Source organism: Gordonia tangerina, assembly GCF_021556435.1.
GTDB lineage: Bacteria > Actinomycetota > Actinomycetes > Mycobacteriales > Mycobacteriaceae > Gordonia > Gordonia tangerina.
The window spans coordinates 491,074-512,789 of record NZ_JAKGCU010000001.1; the positions used below are offsets into that span (position 1 = coordinate 491,074).

19 protein-coding genes are annotated in these 21,716 nt (G+C 67.3%); 11 read left to right on the forward strand and 8 right to left on the reverse strand.

Translation table 11 applies throughout. The features are described from left to right. Positions 1 to 30: 30 nt before the first annotated feature. A complete protein-coding gene (locus L1892_RS02325) occupies positions 31 to 2,067 on the forward strand; it encodes a DUF6541 family protein (RefSeq protein WP_235721817.1) in 2,037 nt (678 codons plus the stop codon). An 8-nt stretch (positions 2,068 to 2,075) separates the two neighbouring features. On the opposite strand, the gene galE is transcribed toward L1892_RS02325, so the two are convergent. Then, on the reverse strand, positions 2,076 to 3,095 hold the full coding sequence (gene galE / locus L1892_RS02330) for a UDP-glucose 4-epimerase GalE (protein ID WP_235721818.1): 1,020 nt from the start codon (positions 3,093 to 3,095) through the stop codon (positions 2,076 to 2,078). An 86-nt stretch (positions 3,096 to 3,181) separates the two neighbouring features. Here galE and L1892_RS02335 point away from each other — a divergent pair, with 86 nt between their 5' ends. Continuing rightward, positions 3,182 to 4,069, forward strand: a complete 888-nt coding sequence (locus tag L1892_RS02335) for an alpha/beta hydrolase (RefSeq protein ID WP_235721819.1) — start codon at positions 3,182 to 3,184, stop codon at positions 4,067 to 4,069. 13 nt (positions 4,070 to 4,082) lie between these two features. Here the strand turns inward: L1892_RS02335 and rfbB are convergent, their stop codons facing one another. Next, complete coding sequence (rfbB, locus tag L1892_RS02340; protein ID WP_235721820.1) at positions 4,083 to 5,087, reverse strand: dTDP-glucose 4,6-dehydratase; 1,005 nt, start codon at positions 5,085 to 5,087, stop codon at positions 4,083 to 4,085. A gap of 89 nt (positions 5,088 to 5,176) precedes the next feature. Here rfbB and rfbA point away from each other — a divergent pair, with 89 nt between their 5' ends. Both rfbA and L1892_RS02350 read left to right on the forward strand, forming a co-directional pair. Beyond that, positions 5,177 to 6,052, forward strand: a complete 876-nt coding sequence (gene rfbA / locus L1892_RS02345; RefSeq protein WP_235721821.1) for a glucose-1-phosphate thymidylyltransferase RfbA — start codon at positions 5,177 to 5,179, stop codon at positions 6,050 to 6,052. Position 6,053: 1 nt separating this feature from the next. Continuing rightward, positions 6,054 to 6,671, forward strand: a complete 618-nt coding sequence (locus L1892_RS02350) for a dTDP-4-dehydrorhamnose 3,5-epimerase family protein (protein WP_235721822.1) — start codon at positions 6,054 to 6,056, stop codon at positions 6,669 to 6,671. A 163-nt stretch (positions 6,672 to 6,834) separates the two neighbouring features. Here the strand turns inward: L1892_RS02350 and L1892_RS02355 are convergent, their stop codons facing one another. Beyond that, complete coding sequence (locus tag L1892_RS02355) at positions 6,835 to 7,176, reverse strand: DUF2304 domain-containing protein (protein WP_235721823.1); 342 nt, start codon at positions 7,174 to 7,176, stop codon at positions 6,835 to 6,837. 7 nt (positions 7,177 to 7,183) lie between these two features. Continuing rightward, positions 7,184 to 7,888: a polyprenyl-phospho-N-acetylgalactosaminyl synthase PpgS gene (gene ppgS / locus L1892_RS02360; protein WP_235721824.1), complete on the reverse strand. Its 705-nt coding sequence runs from the start codon at positions 7,886 to 7,888 to the stop codon at positions 7,184 to 7,186. A gap of 49 nt (positions 7,889 to 7,937) precedes the next feature. On the opposite strand from ppgS, the gene L1892_RS02365 reads away from it, so the two are divergent. Continuing rightward, complete coding sequence (locus L1892_RS02365) at positions 7,938 to 8,807, forward strand: glycosyltransferase family 2 protein (protein WP_235722006.1); 870 nt, start codon at positions 7,938 to 7,940, stop codon at positions 8,805 to 8,807. Here L1892_RS02365 and L1892_RS02370 read toward each other — a convergent pair. Both L1892_RS02370 and L1892_RS02375 read right to left on the reverse strand, forming a co-directional pair. Then, complete coding sequence (locus L1892_RS02370; protein WP_235721825.1) at positions 8,750 to 10,009, reverse strand: lipopolysaccharide biosynthesis protein; 1,260 nt, start codon at positions 10,007 to 10,009, stop codon at positions 8,750 to 8,752. The genes L1892_RS02365 and L1892_RS02370 overlap by 58 nt on opposite strands. 22 nt (positions 10,010 to 10,031) lie before the next feature. Beyond that, positions 10,032 to 11,387 carry a M1 family metallopeptidase gene (locus tag L1892_RS02375; protein ID WP_235721826.1) on the reverse strand — a complete coding sequence of 452 codons (1,356 nt, stop codon included), beginning with the start codon at positions 11,385 to 11,387 and terminating at the stop codon, positions 10,032 to 10,034. 198 nt (positions 11,388 to 11,585) lie between these two features. On the opposite strand from L1892_RS02375, the gene L1892_RS02380 reads away from it, so the two are divergent. Beyond that, entirely contained in the window at positions 11,586 to 12,011 is a 426-nt protein-coding gene (locus L1892_RS02380; protein WP_235721827.1) for a DoxX family protein, read from the forward strand. A gap of 237 nt (positions 12,012 to 12,248) precedes the next feature. Here L1892_RS02380 and L1892_RS02385 read toward each other — a convergent pair whose 3' ends face one another. Continuing rightward, positions 12,249 to 16,118 (reverse strand): Pls/PosA family non-ribosomal peptide synthetase, encoded by a 3,870-nt coding sequence (locus L1892_RS02385; RefSeq protein ID WP_235721828.1) that lies wholly within the window; start codon positions 16,116 to 16,118, stop codon positions 12,249 to 12,251. A gap of 260 nt (positions 16,119 to 16,378) precedes the next feature. Here L1892_RS02385 and L1892_RS02390 point away from each other — a divergent pair, with 260 nt between their 5' ends. From L1892_RS02390 to L1892_RS02405, 4 genes are all read left to right on the forward strand, one after another. Beyond that, positions 16,379 to 17,353, forward strand: a complete 975-nt coding sequence (locus tag L1892_RS02390) for an alpha/beta hydrolase (protein ID WP_235721829.1) — start codon at positions 16,379 to 16,381, stop codon at positions 17,351 to 17,353. Positions 17,354 to 17,396: 43 nt separating this feature from the next. Further along, entirely contained in the window at positions 17,397 to 17,729 is a 333-nt protein-coding gene (locus tag L1892_RS02395) for a YidH family protein (RefSeq protein ID WP_235721830.1), read from the forward strand. A gap of 15 nt (positions 17,730 to 17,744) precedes the next feature. Next, positions 17,745 to 18,005, forward strand: a complete 261-nt coding sequence (locus tag L1892_RS02400) for a hypothetical protein (RefSeq protein ID WP_235721831.1) — start codon at positions 17,745 to 17,747, stop codon at positions 18,003 to 18,005. Positions 18,006 to 18,090: 85 nt separating this feature from the next. Further along, complete coding sequence (locus L1892_RS02405) at positions 18,091 to 18,504, forward strand: TIGR03668 family PPOX class F420-dependent oxidoreductase (RefSeq protein ID WP_235721832.1); 414 nt, start codon at positions 18,091 to 18,093, stop codon at positions 18,502 to 18,504. Between the two features lie 54 nt (positions 18,505 to 18,558). Here L1892_RS02405 and L1892_RS02410 read toward each other — a convergent pair whose 3' ends face one another. Beyond that, positions 18,559 to 20,457, reverse strand: coding sequence for an ABC transporter ATP-binding protein (locus tag L1892_RS02410; RefSeq protein ID WP_235721833.1), 1,899 nt, complete (start codon positions 20,455 to 20,457; stop codon positions 18,559 to 18,561). A gap of 204 nt (positions 20,458 to 20,661) precedes the next feature. Between L1892_RS02410 and fgd the strand changes: the two genes are divergently transcribed. After that, complete coding sequence (gene fgd, locus L1892_RS02415; protein WP_235721834.1) at positions 20,662 to 21,678, forward strand: glucose-6-phosphate dehydrogenase (coenzyme-F420); 1,017 nt, start codon at positions 20,662 to 20,664, stop codon at positions 21,676 to 21,678. The last annotated feature ends 38 nt before the right edge of the window (positions 21,679 to 21,716 follow it).

A 21,716-nucleotide genomic window follows, 5' to 3' on the forward strand; every position in this document is an offset into this window, starting at 1 on the left:
CGGTTCGCAGGCGACGGGAGGAATCGGGCGATGATGCTGGGGGCATGGGTCACGGTGGTGACGGCCCTGATGCTGGTGGTTCCCGGCGCCCTCGTCGGACGCCGCATGTTGCTGCCCTGGCCGGTGGCGATCGCCGCCGGCCCGCCGATCACCTTCGCCGTCGTCAGCGTGTTCACCGTGTTGTACTCGGCGATCGGGTTCGAGTGGAACATCGTCACCGCGCTCCTCGCGCTGGTGATCACACTGCTGTTCGCATGGGTGTATGCGGCGCTGCTCGCCACCCGCCGCTTCGCGACGTTCGCCCCGAACCGCGCAGACGACGACCCACCGCTCGGATGGCGTGCGGCAGTGCCGTTGGCCGCCGGTGCCGGTGTCGGCGCGATCATCATCGCGATCACCTGCATCCGGCCGCTCGTCACGACCGCCTTTGCCGGTCTGGGCAACATCTCGCAGGTGTGGGACTCCCTGTGGCATGCCAGTTCGCTGCGCTGGATCGACGAGACCGGGGTCGGTTCGGCGCTACGCATGGGCGAACTGATGAACTATGACACCCACGGCTTCAACTACTACCCGAACACCTGGCATGCACTGGGCGCCATCCTCTTCCCCCTCACCGGCGCCGACCCGGTAGAGCTCTACAACACCTACTCGCCCGCGGTGTTGGCGATCACCGTTCCGTTCGGGGCCGCCGCGCTGGCCTACTGGTTCGCCCGCCATCGCTTCGACCCGTCGCGCTCGGCGGTGGTGGCCGGGGCTGCGGCTGCGGCGTCGGCGTTGTTCCCGTCACTGCCCTATGTGGAGGTGCAGCTTACGTCGGTGCCCAACGCGGTGGGGGTGTCGATGGCGCCTATCGCCGCGATTCTGGTGATCAGTGCCGTCCGCGACCGGCGCCGAGTATTGGCGGCCGCCGCGGCGATGGCCGGGGTCACCGCGACCCATCCGTCCGGTCTGATCCTGGCCGGCGTGATCGTGGTGCTGTGGCTGCTGCTCGAGGGTTTGTGGCACCCGGCGTACGGGCGGCTGCGTGATCTGGCGACGCTGGCCGTCGCCGGGCTGCTCACCGTGGTGGGGATCGCGCCGGTCGTCTACGGCACCATCAAGGTCGCCGACACCAACGAACTACCCTTCTTCGACTTCCGCGAAGAAGGGGTCGGGGTGTCGTCCGGTCTGGCGCAGGCCGCGTTCAACGGCACCATTCCACTGGAGAAGCACTATCCGATCTGGGCGCTCATCGTCCTCACGGTGCTCGGTCTGGCGGTCCTGGCCTGGATGCGGTGCTGGGCGGGGCTGGCCGGCTGGCTGGTGTTCGTGCTCGTCACCGCCAACTCGGTCGTCTCGCTGGGTGTGCTGTCCTATCCGCTGGGCGCCATCGGTGGCTATTTTTACAACTCACCCCATCGACTGACCTTTGTGGTGGCGATGTTCTCCGCGGCTGCCGTGGGGTGCGCACTGGGCGCTGCGGCGGTGGCGGTCGCCGGCTGGGTGGCCGGACGTGACCGGACGTCGCCGCGATCGGCTCGTTGGGCGCTGCCCGCAGTAGCGGTCGTGCTCATCGCATTGATCGCCGGCGCCGGGGTGGTGCGCTACCCGGCCGACGCGCAGATAGCGTCGAAGGAACGTGGCGGCAAGTACATCGGGCCCGACGATCTGGACGCCTATCAATGGTTGGCCGAGCAACCCGACGCTCACGACGTGCTGGTGCTCAACAATCTCGATCAGGGCACCGGTTGGCTGTATCCGGTCACCGGGGTCACCCCGATGTTCCCGTTCTACCGGGCCAACGACTTCTCCCAACGGCAGCGCGACCTGTTCTGGGGCGTCTCCCAGATCGGCGCCGACCCCTACATCGACGACATCGTGCGCGACATGAACGTGCACTACGTCATCGACAGCCCGCCCAGCTATTGGGAGTTCCAGAACGGGGTGCCCGACCCGGAGAACGGGGTGCAGGGCGACCCGTTCCTGGCGCTGCGCAACTCCGGTGCACCCGGACTGACCGAGGTGTTCCGGCAGGGCAACGTGAGCGTCTATCGCGTCAACGAACAGGTCTACCGGCCGGCCGGCTGAGTACGCACTCAGGCGTCGGGATACCCGTTCGGGTTCTTCGACTGCCACCGCCAGGTGTCGGCGCACATGTCGTCGATGGTCTTGGTGGCCCGCCACCCCAAGTCCGCGTTGGCGCGGGCCGGATCGGCGTATGAGGCGGCGATGTCGCCGGCCCGTCGCGGCGCGATCTCATACGGGATCGGGCGGCCACTGGCCCGTTCGAACGCCTTGATCACCTGCAGCACTGACACACCCTGTCCGGTGCCCAGGTTCCACACCGACATCGGCTCGGCGCGGCTGCCCACGGTGTCGAGGGCGGCCACGTGCCCCGCGGCGAGATCGTCGACGTGGATGTAGTCGCGCACACCGGTGCCGTCGACGGTGTCGTAATCGTCTCCGAACACCGACAGCTGCTCGCGTCGCCCCACCGCCACCTGCGCGACGAACGGCATCAGGTTGTTGGGGATACCGCTGGGGTCCTCGCCGATGTCGCCGCTGGCATGGGCGCCCACCGGGTTGAAGTAGCGCAGCGCGGCGATCCGCCACCGGTCATCGCTGGCCGCGACATCGGACAGGATCTGCTCGATCATCACCTTGGTCCAGCCGTACGGATTGGTGGCCGAGGTCGGCAGATCCTCGGTCATCGGGAGTTCGGGTTCGGCGCCGTACACCGTCGCCGACGACGAGAACACCAGTGTCCGCACATCGTGGCGGTCCATCGCGCGTAGCAGGGAGAAGGTGCTGTCGAGATTGTTCTGGTAGTAGGCCAGCGGCTTGGCCACCGACTCGCCGACCGCCTTGAAGCCGGCGAAGTGGATGACCGCGTCGATCTGCTCGTGCGCGAACAGGTGCTCGGTCTTGTCGGTGTCCGTCAGGTCGATGGCATGCACGGGTATGGGGCGCCCGGTCAACGCCTCCAGCCGGCCCACGACGGTCGGCTTGGCGTTGCTGAAGTCGTCGACCACCACCACATCGTGGCCGGCCTCGACGAGACGGATGACGGTGTGCGAGCCGATGTAGCCGGCGCCGCCGCTGACGAGTACGCGCATGGCTCCACCGTATGCGTCGCAGCTGGCAGGCAGCGTGGGGGAGTCTGTGTGTTGTCCGCCTCATGCCCAACGGATACCGTCGGCGCATGGCGCGCGCAGACGTGGAGTTCGGTTCCAGAGGTGTGACGTGTCGGGCGTGGCTGTACCTCCCGGAGGCCGACCGGCCCGCGCCGATCATCGTGATGGCGCACGGGCTCGGCGCCATCAAAGAGATGCGGCTCGATGCCTTCGCCGAGCGATTCTGCGACGCCGGGTATGCCTGTCTGGTCTTCGACTACCGACACTTCGGGGCCAGCGATGGTCAGCCGCGGCAACTGCTGTCGGTGCGCCGGCAGCTGCAGGACTGGGCGGCGGCTATCGCGTTCGCGCGCAGCCTCACCGAGGTGGACAACCGGCGAGTGATCTTGTGGGGCACCTCCTTCGGTGGCGGCCACGTGATGGTGGCGGCCGCGCGCGACGGCGATGTCGCCGCGGTGATCGCGCAATGCCCGTTCACCAGCGGCACCGCGTCGGTGCTCGCGATGGAGCCGGCCACGGCGGTCCGGGTGACCGGGCGGGCCATCGCCGACCTCGCGGCGAAGCTTCTGCGGCGTGATCCGGTGATGGTGGGGTTGGCAGGCGAGCCCCACGATACGGCGCTGATGACGGCGCCCGATGTGGTCGCGGGGTATCTCCCGCTGGTACCCGATGGTCAGGCGTTCACCAACGAGGTCGCGGCGCGGGTGGTGCCGGAGATCGCGCTGCATCATCCAGGACGCGCGCTCGCCGAGCTCACCTGCCCGGTGTTGGTCTGCGTCTGTGACAAGGACAGTGTCGCGCCACCACGGCAGACGGTGCGGTACGCCCACCGGGGCCCGACGACGCAGTTGATCCGCTATCCCGAGGGACACTTCGACATCTACGTCGGCGACGCCTTCGAGGAGGTCGTCGCCGACCAGGTGGACTTCCTCGACCGGGTGGTGCCGCTGGGGTGAGCCCTGCCCACCCTCAGCCGATGACCCGCTCGGTGCCCGCGTAGTTCGCTTCGACGGCCTGCTTGTGCGGTTGCCACCAGTCAGGGTTGGCGCGGTACCAGTCGATGGTCGCCGACAAACCGGATCGGAAGTCCAGATATTGCGGCTGCCAACCCAATTCGGTGCGCAGCCGGGTGGAGTCGATGGCGTAACGGCGGTCGTGGCCGGGCCGGTCGGTGACGAAGTCGAAGGCGTCTGCGGGTTGTCCTAGCAATTCCAGGATGGTCTCGACGACGGTGCGGTTGTTCACCTCGCCGTCGGCGCCGATCAGATACGTCTCGCCGATCTCACCGCGTTCGATGATGGTCCACACCGCGTCGTTGTGGTCGTCGACGTGAATCCAGTCGCGCACGTTGAGGCCGTCGCCATACAGTTTGGGCCGCACTCCGGCGAGCACGTTGGTGATCTGGCGCGGGATGAACTTCTCGACGTGCTGATAGGGCCCGTAGTTGTTGGAGCAGTTGGAGATCGTCGCCCGCAGACCGAATGACCGCACCCATGCCCGCACCAGCAGATCCGAGCCGGCCTTGGTGGAGGAATACGGGCTCGATGGATTGTAGGCCGTCGCCTCGGTGAACCGGGTCGGGTCCTCGAGATCGAGGTCACCGTACACCTCGTCGGTGCTGATGTGGTGATACCGCACGTCGTGGCGGCGGACGGCCTCCAACAGGGCGAACGTGCCCACGAGGTTGGTCTGCACGAACGACGACGGATCGGCCAGCGAGTTGTCGTTGTGGGATTCGGCGGCGAAATGCACCACCACGTCGGCGGCCGCGACCAGCCGATCGACCAGCGCGGCGTCGGCGACATCGCCGACGACCAGATCGATGCGGTCGGCGACCGACTCCAGGGTGGCCGGGTTGGCGGCGTAGGTGAGTTTGTCGAGCACGGTGATCTCGACGTCGGGGCGTTGCGCGAGCGTGCGCAACACGAAATTGGCGCCGATGAAACCGGCACCCCCGGTGACCAGAACCCGCATGACTCGACCCTTCCGTTGGACGACCGTCACTGTACCGTCGGGCGCGGTGACCGGGTGGGACGTGTGCGCCATGCCCTAGGCTGGGCGCTATGCGCGGCATCATCCTCGCCGGAGGCACGGGCACCCGCCTGCACCCCATCACCCAGGGCGTCAGTAAGCAATTGGTGCCGGTCTATGACAAGCCGATGATCTACTATCCGCTGTCGACGTTGATGCTCGCCGGCATCCGCGACATCCTGATCATCACCACGCCGCACGACAGCGCCGCATTCCGCGGGCTGCTGGGCACCGGTGAGCAATTCGGCATCAACCTGACGTACGTGACGCAACCGTCGCCCGACGGACTCGCACAGGCATTCGTGCTCGGTGCCGATCACATCGGTGATGAGTCGGTCGCGCTGGTCTTGGGAGACAACATCTTCTACGGCCCGGGATTGGGCAGTCAGCTACAGGGATTCGAAAACGTGGACGGCGGCGCCATTTTCGCCTACTGGGTGGCCGACCCGTCGGCGTATGGGGTGGTGGACTTCGACGAAAGCGGTCGTGCGGTGGCGTTACAGGAGAAGCCGCAGCACCCGCGTTCCAACTACGCGGTGCCGGGCCTGTACTTCTACGACAACGACGTGGTCGAGATCGCGCGCAACCTCGCCCCTAGCGCCCGCGGTGAATACGAGATCACCGACATCAACGCGCACTACCTCGAGCAGGGGCGGCTGGCGGTGCAGGTGTTGCCGCGCGGCACCGCATGGCTCGACACCGGCACCTTCGACTCGTTACTCGACGCCGGCAATTTCGTCCGAACCGTCGAGCAGCGGCAGGGACTCAAGATCGCGGTGCCCGAAGAGATCGCCTGGCGACGCGGTTTCATCGACGATGACGAATTGCGGATACGCGCCGAGAAACTCCGCAAATCCGGCTACGGCGGCTACCTGCTGGAGCTACTCGACCGCGGAAAGGGCTTCTGACATGAAGTTGCGACCACTAGCGATCGACGGGGCGTGGGAACTGACCCCGGTGCAGCACGGAGACGATCGCGGTCTGTTCGCGGAGGTGTTCAAGGCAGATCTGCTCGCCGAGGCGATCGGCCATCGGCTCGACCTCGCCCAGGTGAACCTCTCGGTGTCGGCGGCGGGCGTACTACGTGGTGTGCACTTCGCCGACGTCCCGCCCGGGCAGGCCAAGTACGTGACCTGTCCGTCGGGCGCGATTCTCGACGTCATCGTCGACATCCGGGTCGGGTCGCCGACCTTCGGCACCTACGACACGGTGCTGCTCGACGACGTCGACCGCCGTGCGGTGTATCTTTCCGAGGGGCTCGGTCACGCCTTCTGCTCGCTCGCCGACGGCTCGACGGTCACCTACCTCTGTTCGACCGGCTACAACCCGGGCGCCGAACACGGCATCAACCCCCTCGACGCGGAACTGGGCATCGAGTGGCCGAACACCGCTCGTGACGGTAGCCCGTTGAGCTACGAGCTGTCGGCGAAAGACACTGCCGCGCCGGGCTTGTCGGAGGCTCGGGACTCCGGCCTGCTCCCGAACCACGACGACGTCACCACCTACCTGCGCACCCTCGCGACCTAACCTCCCCAAGTCTTGACACGGTAGTCGAGAGAACCCCAAAAATCGCCGAGAGAACCCAGCCCCACCACAATCGGATGCCGTCGGCGAGAAGCTGGGTTCTCTCGGCGATTTTTGGGGTTCTCTCGACGCGAAGGGGTCGACTACCGTGTCAAGACTTGGCGGCCTAGGGTTTCTGCTGATTCTCCGCGTCGCGCAGGGCAACCGCCCTCGCCAATCTCGCGTACTTGATCTCGAGCTCGCGGAATCGTAGGTAGGTCGACACGGTAGTGAACGCGAAGGCGATCACCAACAGGAACAACACGAGGTCGAGGCCACGTTGGATGCCGATCTTGTTGGCGAGCCAGGTGATGTCGTCCTGGCGAAGCATTGCGTACAGGCCGAATGCCACAAACACCACGAACAGGATCTTCACGCCCGCCGAGGCGCGAGCGGTGCCGCGGTTGACGACGAAGAACGCCACCAGTACCACCAGCCCGACGATGGCGAGGATCTGCAGCCAGATCATGTGGTGCTCACTTCCTCATTCGCGGGTGCAGCAGTCCGTCGGCGACGATGTTGACGCCATTGATCAGGGACTGTCCCTTCGCCCGGGAGTAGTCGGTGTACAAGATGGTGACGGGCTGCTCGGCCACCCGCCAGCCGTGATGGTCGATGAGGGCCACGAACTCCGAAGCATGACTCATCCCGGCCATCACCAGGTCGAGGTCGTCGGCCACGGTCTTGTTGAAGGCGCGTAATCCGTTGTGGGCGTCGGTCAGTCCGAGGCGTCGTGTTCGTGGGCTGAGAAAGACGATGGTGCGCAACGCCATTCGTCGCAGCAGCGGCACCGACTCGCTGCGCCCCTCGGCGAAGCGGGTGCCGACGATGATGTCGACGGGCTCGGTGCGCAGCCGCTCGATCATCGCGACGACGTCGTCGACCCGATGTTGTCCGTCGGCGTCGAAGGTGACGAAATACCGAGCTCCCGGTTGTGCGCGCGCATACTCGACGCCGGTCTGGATGGCCGCACCCTGACCGAGATTGACCGGATGCCGTACCAGTCGTACTCCCGCCGCTCGGATCTGCGCGGCGGAATCGTCGCGGCTGCCGTCGTCGACGCAGACGATGTTGGGAAAGGTCTTCGCCGCATTCGCCGCGACATCCCGGATCACCTGCGCCTCGTTGAAAACGGGTATCACCAGCCACACGTCATCGTTGCTGGTGGCGCCGGAGGTCATGCGGGTAACCCTAGCCGAGCGGACTGTCGCCATGACCTACCCTGGTCGGGTGCCGATCGACGTGATGATGCCGTTCTACGGCGACGTCGCCCAGTTCCGGCAGGCGGTCACCAGCGTGCTCGACCAGAGTGACGGAGACCTGCGGCTCGTCGTCATCGACGACTGCTATCCCGACCCGGAGCCCGCCGCGTGGCTGGCGTCTGTGGCCGATCCGCGCATCCACTACCTGCGCAACGAGACCAATCTGGGTGTCAACGGAAACTTCCGGCGATGCGTGGAACTGGTGGAGGCCGAGTACTTCGTGGTGATGGGCTGCGACGACGTGATGCTGCCCGACTACGTGGCGGGCGTGCGCTCGTTGGCCCGCGACCATCCGCAGGCGACGGTCATCGCCCCGGGGGTGGAGGTCATCGACGACGACGGTCGTGTGGTGCGCCCACTCGGAGACCGGATCAAGACCCTGTTGACGCCGCGCGCGCAGCCCGGCCGGCCGGCCGTGCTGCGCGGGGAAGCCATGGCGACCAGCCTCTACCACGGCAACTGGACCTATTTTCCGTCGCTGCTGTGGCGTACCGATCCGGTCCGCGAGGTCGGGTTTCGGCCGGGGCTGGACATCGTGCTCGACCTTGCCCTGCTCGTCGACCTGGCGGCCCGCGGCGGCTCGCTCGTGCACGATGCGCGCGTGGCGTTCCGATATCGCCGGCATGAGGCGTCGGTGAGTTCGGTGCAGGCCGTCGACGGACGACGGTTCGCCGAGGAGAACGCCTTCTTCGCCGAGGAAGCCCGCCGGTGCGCGCAGCGAGGCTGGCCGCGTGCCGCGCGTGCCGCCCGCCTGCACGCGACGTCGCGGCTCAACCACGCTCAATCGCGTGTGCTGGCCACCGCGGGCCGACTGCGCCCGGCCAACACCACACCGTGAACCGCCATCCCCACCACCGGGCCGCCGAGCAACGCGATCGCCACGCGGACCGTCACGTCGGTCGGTAGCAGCAACAACCCGATCGAGGCGAGCGTCGCCACCCACCAGCCGGCCGCATACCAGCGGTGTGCGCCGACGGCGATCGTGGCCGCCCCCGTCACGGTCAGCAACGCCAGTGTCGTCGCACCCAGGGTGAACGCGGCCAGCGCGGCGCCGCTGAGCCGAAAATCCGCGCCGAATACCGCCGTGAGCAGCCAGGGTCCGATCAGCCACGCGGCCCCCGACCCCACCACGCCGATCGCGGCGACGGCGACGAACGGGGCTCGCAACGCCGCCCCCAACCGTCGACCGGCGTCGACGAAACGCGTGATCAACACCCCTTGAAAGCTGTTCAGCGGCACCAACAGCGGCGCACGGGTCAGCGTCACGGCGAGCACTACCGCGCCCACCGCAGCGGGGTCGGCGTCGGCGCCGGTCGCGGTGATGAGCACCGGGAAACCCATCACCAGCACCGCGCTGGCCGCGGCGGCCGCCATCGCGGTCACCGTGTTGCCGGTGAATCGGCGCGCGGTGACATCGGCGGGCAGACAGACTGCCGCGCGGGCGGCAGGCGACGTCGCCAACAGCACCATCCAGGACACCGAGCCGATCACCGTGATCACCAGAAACGCGGTCACGTCGCCGTCGAACACCACCGTGAGCACGGCGCCGACAAGACGGATCACCGCGTCCACCGACAGCAGCATCGCGAACGCACCCCAGGACACCGCCCCCGACAATGTGCCCGCGAGGTGGGCGTACACCCCGAACGATGCGACGCCGATGGCCAGCAGCAGCACCGACAGCCCGCGCTGTTCGCCGAAGACCAGCCCGCTCCACAGCGGAGACGTCACTGCGACCAGCAGGCCGATCGTCACTCCGATGGCGCCGTTGATCAGCCACGGCCGACGACCCGGTGCGGTGGCGCCGTCGATACCGGCCCGGATGGCGCGGGTGGTCTCCTGCAACTGCCCGTTCTGGGCGCCGGTGACCATCCCGTAGGCGGCCCAGAACACCGCGAACACGCCGTAGCCCGCTGCGCCGAGCTGACGGGCCGCCAACAGCAGCACCACGTAACCGGACGCGGCCGCGATCAGCGTGGCCACGGTGACCCGGCCGATGGCGCCGGAGGTGCGCCGCGTCGCGGCCGTCTCGCCGGTCATCGGCCGAGCTCGTCGATCATGCTCAGGACGGACCGGGGAAGTCCGGCAACGCCGCGGTGAAGAGCCACTCGTCCCACAGGTGGGTCAGCGACATGGTCGAGTAGTTGGCGGCCAGCGCGATGAAGTCCTCGGTGGTCGCCGAACCGTACCGATATTTGTCCGTCCACCGTTTGAGCAGGGCGAAGAAGTTGCCGTCGCCGATGGTCAGACGCAGGGCGTGCAAGGTGAGTGCACCACGTTTGTAGACCCAGTCGTCGAACATCCGGCGCGGTCCGGGATCGGCGAGGGTGGCGCGCACGGGGTTCGCTGCGAGTTTGTCGTAGTAGTGGTGTGCCCATTCGGTGGCGCTCTTGCCGCCTGAACGCTGACTCCACAGCCACTCCGCGTAGCAGGCGAATCCCTCGTGCAGCCAGATGTCGCGCCAGCGTGACAGTGTGACGGAGTTGCCGAACCACTGGTGGGCCAGCTCATGGGCGACGAGCCGTTCGGCGCGTTGGGAGCCGTCGCAGTGATTGGCGCCGAAGGTGGAGAAGCTCTGCGCCTCGATCGGGATGTCGAGGTCGTCGTCGGTGATCACCACGGTGTAGCGGGGGAAAGGGTAGGGCCCGAACATCTCGACGAAGGTGTCGATCATCTCGACCTGGCGCCCGAAATCGACGTCGAGGTTGGACACCAGCCGTCCCGGCAGCACGGCGTCGACGGGGATCGGCTTGCTGGCCAACGTCTTCTTGACGTACGGACCGATCTGGATCGACGCGAGGTAGGTGGGCATCGGCTCGACCTGCTGGTACACCCAAGTGGTCTGTGCGGCCCGGGACCGTTTGGATTCCAGCACCCCGTTGGCGAGCGCGTAGTAGGGGCTGTCGGTGGTGATGGATATCCGGTAGGGCGCCTTGGCGCTCGGGTGGTCGTCGCAGGGGAACCACGATGCCGCGCCGTTGGGCTGGTTGGCGCACAGAGCGCCCTCGGAGAGCTCCTCCCAACCGACCTCACCCCACGCACCGCGGATAGGGCGGGGGGTGCCGGCGTAGCGGATGACTATGGTCATCGCCCCGCCCGGCGGTACCGGGGCATCCGGGGTGATCGACAGCTTGCGGCTGCGGTGACTGTAACGGGCCCGCTTGTCGTTGACCGTCACGCGCGACACCGACAGCGACGAGGCGAGATCGAGTGTGAACTTCCGCAGCGCGACAAAGGACGTTGCAGTCAGCGTCGCCACCCCGGATAGTCGGTTGGGTGACACCTTGTACTCGAGGTCGAGGTCGTAGCGCGAGATGCGGTAGCCGAGGTTGCCGTTGTCGGGCAGGTATGGGTCGAGTGCATCCAGCGGGGCGCCCAGCAGCGGTTCTCGTGGACCCTTCGCCGACTTTCCCGGCACTGACTCTCCGATCTGTGTTCGAACGCGGCGCAATGTGTCACGGCACGCGAACGGGGTATTCGCCTTGATGTCGCGTGGTGTTGCGGAGACTCAGGTTACCTGTCGGGTGCCGTGTGCATGCGACGGCGATGGCGTGAGAAAGTGTAGATCAAGCGGACCGTAGTCCGGTTGTGATGGTCGGGACGACAAGGGAGAGCAATGTTCGGCATTCGCAGTGGGACGTTTTTCTTGGCACGACTGATTCTTGGCTACATCTTCATCATGCACGGCTGGCAGAAGCTGCACACCAACGGAATCGACGCCACCGAGCGCGCTTTCGATTCGATGGGGATACCCGCGCCGAATCTCGCGGCGCAGTACGCCACGTGGGTGGAGTTCGTCGGCGGCATCCTGCTGATTCTCGGCCTGTTCCTGCCCATCGTCGCGATCCTGCTGATCGCCGACATGATCGGCGCCATCGCCTACGCCCATTGGGACGCGGGCTTCTGGGCCGCCGACGGCGGCTACGAGCTCCCGCTGGCGCTGATCGGTGGTCTGCTCGCGGTCGGCTTCGCCCAGGCCGGCTCCGCCGCCGCCGACCACTACGTCTTCCGCCGCCGGCGTCGCGGCGCAGTCGTCGACTGACGCACCAGCCGTCGGCGGGTCGGCGCGCGGTGTCATCCGTCGGCGGGGTCGACACACCGGTCCAGCGGTCGGCGGTTCCGTACGCGGTGTCATCCGTAGGCGGTTCCGCGCGCGGCTTTATCCGCCGATCGAGTAGCCGAGCCGCTAGGCGAGGCGTATCGAGATCCGGTGACGAGGATCTCGATACGCTCGCTCGCCTGGCGGCTCGCGGGCTACTCGATCATCGGTGGGGCGCGGTCACTTCCGCCACGGGGCGATGGGGTTGCCCTGCCAGCGGGTGTGAGCGGGGACGACGTCGCCGCGCATCACCAACGACGCGGGCCCGACGGTCGCGCTCTCGCCCAGGCCTGACGCGGGCAGCGCCACACAGTGCGGACCCAGCGTGGAACCGGCCTCCAGGGTGACCCGATCGATTGCCATCACCCGGTCGTGGAACAGATGCGTCTGCACCACACACCCGCGCTGGACCGTGGCGCCGTCGCCGAGGGTCACCAGATCGGCCTCCGGCAGCCAATAGGTCTCGCACCACACACCGCGGCCGATCCGGGCACCCAGCATGCGTAGCCAGAGGTTCAGGATCGGTGTGCCGGTGGCCGCATTGGCGAACCACGGGGCCGCGACGGTCTCCACGAACGCGTCAGACAACTCGTTGCGCCACACGAACGAACTCCACAGCGGATGCTCCGACACCCGGATCCGACCCACCACCAACCATTTCGCCGCCGCCGCGATGCAGCATGCGGCCGCGCCGGCCACCAACAGGAGCACACCGCTGAGCAGGTCCGCCGCCCACCAGGACACATGCTGACCGATGTACTGCAGCCCCAACAGCATGAACAGGCCGAGTCCGAACGACACCATCACCGGGATGATGCGCAGGGTCTCCACCACGGCGCGGGCCACCTTCAAACGCACCGGGGGATCGAACGTGCGTGACGTGTCGGTCTCGGCGGTGGTGCGCCGCAATCGGACGGGGGGACTGCCCAGCCAGCTCGACCCCGACTTGGCGCGATCCGGCGTCGCCGACAACACCGCGACCAAGCCGTTCTTCGGCACCTTACGTCCCGGTCCGGTCATCCCGGAGTTGCCCAGGAACGACCGCTTGCCGATCTTGGCCTCGTCGATGTGCAGCCATCCGCCGCCGAGTTCGTAGGACGCCACCATCGTGTCGTCGGCGAGAAACGCTCCGTCGCCGACCGTGGTGAACTTCGGCAACACCAGCGCGGTGGAGATCTCGGTGCCCGCACCCACCTTGACCCCGAGTAACCGGAACCACCACGGCGTCAACAGGCTCGCGTACAGCGGGAACAGGTAGGTGCGAGACGCGTCCATCAAGCGTTCGGTCATCCACACCTGCCAGCCGACGCGTGATCGCACCGGGTGATAGCCCTTGGTGAGCCCAATCGACAGCAGCCGCACCAAGATCGCGGTGATCAACGCGAACACGAGCAGGCTGGTCACGGTGGCGGCCGGCAGCAGGACCAGGCAGCGCAGGGCGACGCTGCGTAGCCGATCGGCATGGATGGCCCACGAGCCCATCACCGCGAGTCCGGCGGCCAGCGCGATCAGCGGGATCGCGGCCAGCACCATCGACGACAGTCCGAAGATCGGCACCCACATCGAACCGCGCGGTGGTCGGTGTTCGGGCCACGGGTGATCGGCCTTGCCGACCTTCACCGCCGGTGAGCCCGCCCAGTGCTGGCGTGCCTTGACCCGACCACGAACTGCCGACCCGGCAGCCACCTCGGCGTCGCGTCCGATCACTGCACCCGGAAGCAACGTCGATCGCGCCCCGATGGAGGCGCCGCGTTTGATGACGATCTCACCGATGTGGACGGTGTCGCCGTCGATCCACCATCCGGCGATGTCCACCTCGGGTTCCACCGACGCACCCTCGCCGATGGTGAGGAAGCCGGTCACCGGCGGAATGGTGTGCAGGTCGACGCCCCGGCCGACGGTGGCGCCGAGGGCGCGGGCCAGATAGATCATCCACGGTGCACCGGACAGGTTGGCCGCACCGCTCGCGTCGAGCAGGCGTTCGGCCACCCACAACCGCAGATGGGTGCTTCCGCCGCGCGGGTAGCTGCCGGGAGTCACCCCGGCCAGGAGCAGACGCGCGCCGGCCGCGGCGATCACCATCCGGCCGGGTGGGGTGATGAACAGCAGGAACGCCACGAGCAGTACCCACCAGTTCACCGGAACCAGCCACGGCACATCCCGGTCGGCGCGCGCCACCACCTCCACCGCGATGTTGTTGACCACGCCCAGCCAGGTCGCCCACTGCAGACCGGTGAGGGTGGTCAGCGGCACCGACAGCAGGATCTGTGACCACCCGGTGCTGCGCGGGGTCGGCGTGATGTCACGTTCCTGCACGACCGTCACCGGGGTGCGACCGTCGAGCAGTTCGGCCAGCGAACCCAGACGAGGATGGTCGTAGAGGTCGGCGACGGTGATATCGGGATAGCGTTCCCGCAGTGCGGTTACCAGCTGCGCGGCGGCCAGGGAGCCGCCACCTTCGGCGAAGAAGTCGGCTTTCGCGTCGTCGACGGTGACGCCGAGGACGTCGGTCCATCGTTGGGCCATCCAGGCCTCGGTGTCGGTGAGATCGTCACCGTCATCGTCTTTTTTTGCCGCACCAGAGCTCCCCGGGAGCGGCCAGGGCAGCGCATTGCGGTCCACCTTGCCCGACGTTCGTGTCGGGAGTTCATCCACCAGCGCCAGCCGAGGAACCATGGGCGCCGGCAGCTGTTCGGTGAGCAGTCGATGTGCGGCGGCGACGTCGAAGTTGGGGTGCGGCGACACCAGATAGCCCACCAACAGACTGTTGCCGGCGGCCGACTTGCGGACCGCCGCGGCCGCGCCACTGACGCCCGGAAGCTGTTGGAGCGCATTGTCGATCTCGCCGAGCTCGATGCGCCGCCCACCGACCTTCACCTGGTCGTCGGCGCGACCCTGGAACAGCAGACCGGCCGGATCGAGCCGCACGAGGTCGCCGCTGCGATAGGCCCGTTCCCAACCCAGGGTCGGCATCGGTGCGTACTTCTCGGCGTCCTTGGCCGGGTCCAGATAACGTGCCAGGCCGACGCCACCGATGACGAGTTCACCGACCTCGCCCTCGCCCACCGGCTGGCCATCGGCTCCCACCACGGCCAGATCCCAACCCGGCAGTGGCAATCCGATACGCACCGGGCCGCGGCCATCGAGCGGTGCCGCGCACGCCACCACGGTGGCCTCGGTGGGACCGTAGGTGTTCCACACCTCGCGGCCCTCGACGGCCAGCCGCTCGGCCAGTTCCGGCGGGCAGGCCTCGCCGCCGAAGATCAGCAGCCGCACGGCCTCGAGCGCTTCCGGCGGCCACAGCGATGCCAGTGTGGGCACCGTCGACACCACCGTGACGTCGCGCTGCACCAACCATGGTCCGAGATCCATGCCGCTGCGCACCAGCGATCGGGGTGCAGGCACCAGACAGGCCCCGTAACGCCAGGCCAGCCACATCTCCTCGCAGGAGGCGTCGAAGGCCACCGACAGTCCAGCCAGTACCCGGTCCTCGGGCCCCAGCGGGTCGTCGACGAGGAACATGCGGGCCTCGGCGTCGACGAACGCGGCCGCATTGCGGTGGGTGACGGCCACACCCTTCGGGGTACCGGTGGAACCCGAGGTGAAGATGATCCACGCGTCGTCATCGACCGTCGGGCGCTGCGCCGGGACCGGCGTGCGTCCTTCGGTCGGGTGCACACCCTCGGCGTCGATGATGGCGTCCACGCCCGCCTCACCGAAGACGAGCTCCGCACGTTCGGCGGGGTCGTCGGCGTCGACGGGAACGTAGGCGGCCCCGGCGTAGAGCGTGGACAAGATCGCCACGTACAGATCGCGGCTGCCCGAGGGCATCCGGATGCCGACACGCCCGCCGCGGCCGACTCCCGCGTCACCGAGGTTCTCGGCGCCGCGGCGTACCAAAGCGAGCAACTCGGAGTAGGTGAGAGTCAGGTCACCATCGTCGATGGCCGGTGAATCCGGGTACGACCGAGCGGTGTCATCGAGGACGTCGCACAGGGTTCGCGGTGCGCTGGCCTGCGACGACAACAGGAACTGGGCCGGAATGACCACGTATCACCACCATCGATTCGGCATGGAACGGAGAATATAACCGAGAGCTCCCAGCAGTGTCTGTGACGCAGGTGAACGGGGCGTGGCGCACGCACCGCGACGTTTGCGCCCATCGATGGTGTGGTAAACGGTCTACGAAACCGAGATCGGAACGCCCGATCCGTGTAGTTTTCGCACTGACGCCATCTCAGCATGTGAGCAACGGACGTGCTGCGTCGGCAATGCGTACCGCCGATCGCCAGACGACGAGGATGTGAGCCATGCCGATCGTGCATCACCGCGCCCCGAGTCTGCTGTCCTATGCCATGTGGGTCGGCAGCCGCGGTCTGCTGCGCCCCACACTCTCGCTGTGGCCGCTGAACAGGCCGGGGATGGCGGGTCTGTTCCTGATAGACCGGGCGCTCGCGGTCGGGCCGCGCCCGGCCGGCGTGGTGCGTGAGCGGATGACGCTGGCGGGTCGTCCGGTCGAACTCATCCTGCCCGCGGGACCATCGCGGCGCGATGCGGAGACGGCCATCCTCTATCTGCACGGCGGCGCGTTCGTGGTCTGCGGACTGGGCTCGCACCGCTCGATCGCGAGTCGGCTGTCGCGATCCTGCGAGCTGCCGGTGTTCTCGGTGGAGTATCGCCAGCTGCCCGCGGCCGGGGTCGGTACCTCGGTGGCCGACGCCGCCGGCGCCTACCGAGAACTGGTGTCGGAACGGGGCTACCGGCGCGTCATCGTCGCGGGTGACTCCGCGGGCGGCTTCCTGGCCGGCAAGGTGATCGAGGCCGCCATCGACGAGGGACTGCCGATGCCCACCGCCTTCGTGGGGATTTCGCCGTTGCTCGACCTCGACGTCGGCACCCACCCGGATCGGTCCAGCCGCTCCGACGCCTACATCCCGCGCAGCAAGATGGCCGAGCTCGCACCGCTGTTCGCGCGTGGTCCGGTGGTCTTCAACGGGGTGCGCCGCATCACCGACCTCGCCGATGCGGCGTTCCCGCCGACGGTGATGGTCACCGCCGAGGGTGAGATGCTCGAAGCCGACGTCATCGAGCTCGTCGAGACGCTCGATGATGCGGGTGTCGACACCGTGGCCCACAGCTACGCTTGGCAGGTGCACGCCTTCCCGGTGCTGTCCACCCGGCACCCGGAGAGCATGCACGCCATCGACGTGATCGCGGCGTTTGCCGCCGACGCCATCCGAAAGGCCAAGGACACTGAGCATCGAGAGGGCCAACGGGCCGGCTGAGTCTCAGACCGCCCCGACGACCACCGGCGCGAGCGCCCCGACGGTGCCCGGCGCCATCGATGCGCGTTTCACGCTGGCCGCCGAACGCACGGTGCTCGCCTGGGTGCGCACCGCGTTGGGGTTCATGGCGGCCGGGGTTGCCGTGGTCTATGTCGCCGCCGACATCGAACATCCCGTGCTGGAGACTGCGCTGGGGCTGGTGATGGTCGGATTGGGTTGTGCCATCGCCCTGCTCGGTGCGTGGCGGTGGCGACGCACGATGAACGCCCTGCGCGACGGTGGCGAGATGCCCGGCCCCTCGCATGTCACGTTCCTGATCGTTGGGATAGTGGTGGTGGCCGTCGCGATCGCGGTGGTGATCGTAGTCAACACCTGAGATGAGCATTTTTCGATGATCAACAACGACTTCGCACGCGGAGCGCAGACCTTTTCCCGCGGGATGACCATCGTCGGGTCGGCGATCTTGCTGGTCTGCGTGGCCTTGTTGACGGTCAATTGGTGGCAGGAAGGACGATGGGTCTGGGTGGGTCTGGGAATCGCCATCGTGGTGGTCAACATCGGGCTGATCGTGTTGCAGTTCCGGCGGCCGCGCCCGCCGAGCCGGCAGCCGCGCACCGACGACACCCGCCCCGGCGACACCCCGCCCGAATGACCCTCCCGTCGCCGACAGAACCCGAAATGTCACCGACAGAACCCGCGCTCGTGCCGCGAGCGTCGTCGGCGGGCAACTCCCGGTGATGTCCGCGCGAGACCGGTTCGCCTCGGCTCGAGTGGCGCGGCTGGCCACGGTGGGTGCCGATGCCCGCCCGCACCTCGTTCCGGTGGTCTTCGCGCTGTTCGACGACATCGTGGTGTCGTGCGTCGATCACAAACCCAAACGCACACAGCAGCTCCGGCGCCTTGCCAACATCGCGGCGAATCCGGCCGTATCACTACTCGCCGACCACTACACCGAGGAGTGGTCGGGCCTCTGGTGGGTTCGTGTGGACGGCCGCGCCGATGTGGCCGACGCCGAGAGTGAACTCGGCACACGTGCGATCGACCGCCTGGCCGCGAAGTACTCCCACTACCGCACCGACCGACCCGATGGTCCGGTGATCGTGGTGCGCGAACTCACTTTTCACGGTTGGGCGGCGACTCCGGAGCAGTGACCGGCGAGCGTGGGCCGGAGTCGCTCGGCGAGATGTGGGGCTCTCTCGGCAGGCTCAGGCGGTCAGTTCGTGCTCATCGCCGTCGGCGTCGTCGGCGAACTGGGTGCGGTACAGCTCGGCGTAGCGGCCGTTGCGGGCCAGCAGCGTCGCGTGATCGCCACGTTCGACGATCCGCCCACCCTCCAGAACCGCGATCTCGTCGGCGGCCCGGATCGTCGAGAGTCGGTGGGCGATCACGATCGACGTCCGACCGACCAGGGCCTCGGCCAGCGCCTCCTGCACCGCCGCCTCCGACGTCGAGTCCAGATGTGCGGTGGCCTCGTCGAGGATCACCAGCGACGGTTGGGCCAGCAGCAGCCGCGCGATGGTCAGCCGCTGGCGTTCGCCGCCGGACAGGCGGTAGCCGCGCTCGCCGACGACGGTGTCGAGGCCATCGGGCAGGGCCGACACGAGTGCATCGAGGCGCGCGCGACGCAACGCATCCCAGATCTGCGCCTCGGACACGGCCGGATTCGCCAGCGCCAGGTTGGCTCGAACCGTGTCGTGGAACAGGTGACCGTCCTGCGTCACCAAACCGACGGTGCGGTGGACCGAGGCGCTGCGCAGATCGCGCAGATCGACCCCGTTGAGAGTGATCGAACCGGAATCGACGTCGTAGAGCCTGGTCGCGAGATTGGCGATGGTCGACTTGCCGGCGCCTGAACTGCCCACGAGCGCGGTCATGGTGCCCTCCGGCACGTCGAGGTCGATGTTGTGCAGGACCGTCGAACCACCGCGGTTGTCCAGTTGGGCAACCTCTTCCAGCGACGCCAGCGACACCTTGTCGGCCGACGGGTAGGCGAAGGACACGTCGTCGAAGCGCACCGACACCGGGCCTGCCGGCACCGTGCGGGCGTCGGGTTTGTCGGCGATCAACGGCGTCAGGTCCAGCACCTCGAAGACACGCTCGAAGCTGACCAACGCGCTCATGATCTCCACCCGCGCATTCGCCAGCGCGGTCAGCGGCGCATACATCCGGGTCAGCAGCAGCGCCAGCGACACCACGGCGCCCGCGGACAGGTGCCCGCCGACCGCCAGCCAGCCGCCCAGCCCGTAGACCAGTGCCAAGGCGAGCGCGGACACCAGTGTCAGTGCCGTCATGAAGTAGTTCTGCAGCATCGCGCGCCGTACGCCGATGTCGCGCACCCGGTCGGCGCGATCGGCGAACTCCGCCGACTCCACCTCGGGACGTCCGAATAGCTTGACCAACGTCGCACCAGGAGCTGAGAACCGCTCGGTCATCTGCGTCGACATGCGCGCGTTGTACTCGGCGGCCTCGCGGGACAGGGCCGCCATCCGTTTGCCCATGCGCCGCGCCGGCACCACGAAGATAGGCAACAGCACCAGTGCGAGCAGAGTGATCTGCCAGCTGATCGCGATCATCACGCCCAGCGTGAGCACCAGCGTCACCGCGTTGGACACCACCCCCGACAGCGTGTCGCTGAACGCACGTTGTGCGCCGATGACATCGTTGTTGAGTCGGCTGACCAACGCGCCGGTCCGCGTGCGGGTGAAAAAGGCGACCGGCATCTTCTGCACGTGGTCGAACACCGCACGGCGCAAATCCAGGATGAGTCCTTCACCGATATTGGACGACAACCACCGCAGCGCGATCCCCGATCCGGCCTCGACGAGCGCGATACCCGCGATCAGCACCGCCAGTCCGGCGATGGCACCGCCACTGCCACCACCGGTGATCAGATTGACCACCCGCCCGGCCAGCAGCGGTGTCGCCACCGTCAACAAGGCGGTGAACACCGACAACCCGAGGAACAGGACGATGCGCCGACGATGCGGTTTTGCGAAGCCGCCGATCCGACGCATGGTGGCGCGCCGTTCACCGCGCAGCGTGCGTCCCTGCGGCGCGTTCATCGTTTTGTACATGGTGTCCCATGCGACCGACTGCATGCTCATCCCACCACGGTAGAACCTCAAGTCAACTTGAGGTCCACCGGCGCAAACGGTGCGTCCGCCGACACCTGTTCGTTGTCCTTCTGCCACCGCCGGAGGAAGCGGTACCCGGGGGACGAACCGCGTGCGCTGAGCCTGAGTAGGTTGGATACGGAGTGATCGATCGGGGACGAACGAATACGTGATGGACGAAAACGAGGTAACAGCGTGGCAGCAGAACTCAAACTCGGTCTCAAGGCGTCGGCGGAGCAGTTCGATCCGCGGGAACTCGTGGAGATCGCCGTGTTGGCCGAGGAGCACGGGCTCGATTCGGTGACGGTAAGCGATCACTTTCAGCCGTGGCGGCACAACGGTGGTCATGCCCCGTTCTCGTTGGCGTGGATGGCGGCGGTCGGCGAGCGCACCGAGCGGGTGCAGATCGGGACGTCGGTCATGACGCCCACGTTCCGCTACAACCCGGCCGTGATCGCCCAGGCGTTCGCGTCGATGGGCTGCATGTATCCGGGTCGGATCATGCTCGGTGTGGGTACCGGTGAGGCGCTCAACGAGTACGCGACCGGATTTCAGGGTGAGTGGCCGGAGTTCAAGGAGCGTTTCGCCCGGCTGCGTGAGTCGATCAGGCTGATGCGTGAGTTGTGGACTGGCGAGGAGGTGAACTTCGACGGTGAGTACTACAAGACGCAGGGCGCCTACATGTACGACGTGCCCGAGCAGCCGATCCCGGTGTACGTGGCCGCGGGTGGCCCGGTGGTCGCCCGCTATGCCGGTCGGGCAGGTGACGGGTTCATCTGCACGTCGGGCAAGGGTGCCGAGCTGTATCAGGAGAAGCTGATCCCGGCGGTCAAGGAAGGCGCGGAGAAGGCCGAACGCGATTTCGAGCAGATCGACCGGATGATCGAGATCAAGATGTCCTACGATCCGGACCCGGAATTGGCGCTGGAGAACACCCGGTTCTGGGCGCCACTGTCGTTGACCGCCGAGCAGAAGCACAGCGTGAACAGCTCGACGGAGATGGAGCGGTTGGCCGACGAGTTGCCCATCGAGCAGGTCGCCAAGCGGTGGATCGTGGCGTCCGACCCGGACGAGGCGGTGGAAAAGGTCAAGTTCTACACCGACTCGGGGCTCAATCACCTCGTGTTCCACGCGCCCGGGCACGACCAGCGTCGTTTCCTGGAGAACTTCGAAAAGGACCTGGCACCCCGGCTGCGCAAGCTCTCGGTGTGACGGGCGCTCGAGCGTAATCGGCCTCGGGGGGCGCTTGA